Source organism: Dellaglioa sp. CoH-57-MRSF-17 (assembly GCF_056782015.1).
Genome location: NZ_JBXAXY010000012.1, coordinates 1,898 through 3,298, shown reverse-complemented (window position 1 = coordinate 3,298; position 1,401 = coordinate 1,898). Strand labels below are relative to the sequence as shown.

The window sequence follows — 1,401 nt, the reverse complement described above, 5'->3', positions numbered from 1 at the left end:
AAAATTTGTTCTTTGAAAACTAGATAATATTTATTAAATTTTTAAGCAATAAGCCGAGAAACACCGCGTTTTATTAGTTAAGAACGTAGTTCTTAACAAAACCACTTTGCTTTAAGTAAAGTTAGGTTAAGTTATCAAGGGCGCATGGTGAATGCCTTGGCACTAGGAGCCGATGAAGGACGGGACTAACACCGATATGCTTCGGGGAGCTGTAAGTAAGCTTTGATCCGGAGATTTCCGAATGGGGGAACCCAGCAGTTTTAATCGACTGTTACTATTAACTGAATACATAGGTTATATAGAGGTAAACGCAGGGAACTGAAACATCTAATTACCTGCAGGAATAGAAAGAAAAATCGATTCCCTAAGTAGCGGCGAGCGAACAGGGAAGAGCCCAAACCAAGAAGCTTGCTTCTTGGGGTTGTAGGACTGCTCATTTGAGTTACCAAAGATTTTTATAGTAGAAGAGTCTGGGAAGACTCGCCGTAGAGGGTGATAGCCCCGTATACTAAATGAAAATCTCTCAGAGCAGTATCCTGAGTACGGCGGAACACGAGAAATTCCGTCGGAATCCGGGAGGACCATCTCCCAAGGCTAAATACTCCCTAGTGACCGATAGTGAACCAGTACCGTGAGGGAAAGGTGAAAAGCACCCCGGAAGGGGAGTGAAATAGTTCCTGAAACCATGTGCCTACAAATAGTTAGAGCCCGTTAATGGGTGATAGCGTGCCTTTTGTAGAATGAACCGGCGAGTTACGTTTGCTTGCGAGGTTAAGTTGATAAGACGGAGCCGTAGCGAAAGCGAGTCTGAATAGGGCGCCATAGTAAGTAGACGTAGACCCGAAACCAAGTGACCTACCCATGTCCAGGTTGAAGGTGCGGTAAAACGCACTGGAGGACCGAACTCATGTATGTTGAAAAATGCTGAGATGAGGTGTGGGTAGCGGAGAAATTCCAAACGAACTTGGAGATAGCTGGTTCTCTCCGAAATAGCTTTAGGGCTAGCCTCGGAATTAAGAATCATGGAGGTAGAGCCACTGTTTGGACTAGGGGCCCATCTAGGGTTACTGAATTCAGATAAACTCCGAATGCCATTGATTTATATCCGGGAGTCAGACTGCGAGTGATAAGATCCGTAGTCGAAAGGGAAACAGCCCAGACCACCAATTAAGGTCCCAAAATACATGTTAAGTGGAAAAGGATGTGGAATTGCACAGACAACTAGGATGTTGGCTCAGAAGCAGCCACCATTTAAAGAGTGCGTAATAGCTCACTAGTCGAGTGATTCTGCGCCGAAAATGTACCGGGGCTAAACATGTTACCGAAATTGTGGATGGAACCCATTAGGGTTCCGTGGTAGGAGAGCGTTCTAAGGGCAACGAAGCTAGACCGTAAGGACTG

At 45.5% G+C, this 1,401-nt stretch carries 1 rRNA gene (running past one end of the window); it reads left to right on the top strand.

Features of this window, described 5'->3' with window-relative positions:
- The first annotated feature begins 124 nt into the window (after positions 1 to 124).
- Positions 125 to 1,401, top strand: a 23S ribosomal RNA gene (locus AC1RPJ_RS07510) (it continues 1,742 nt past the right edge of the window).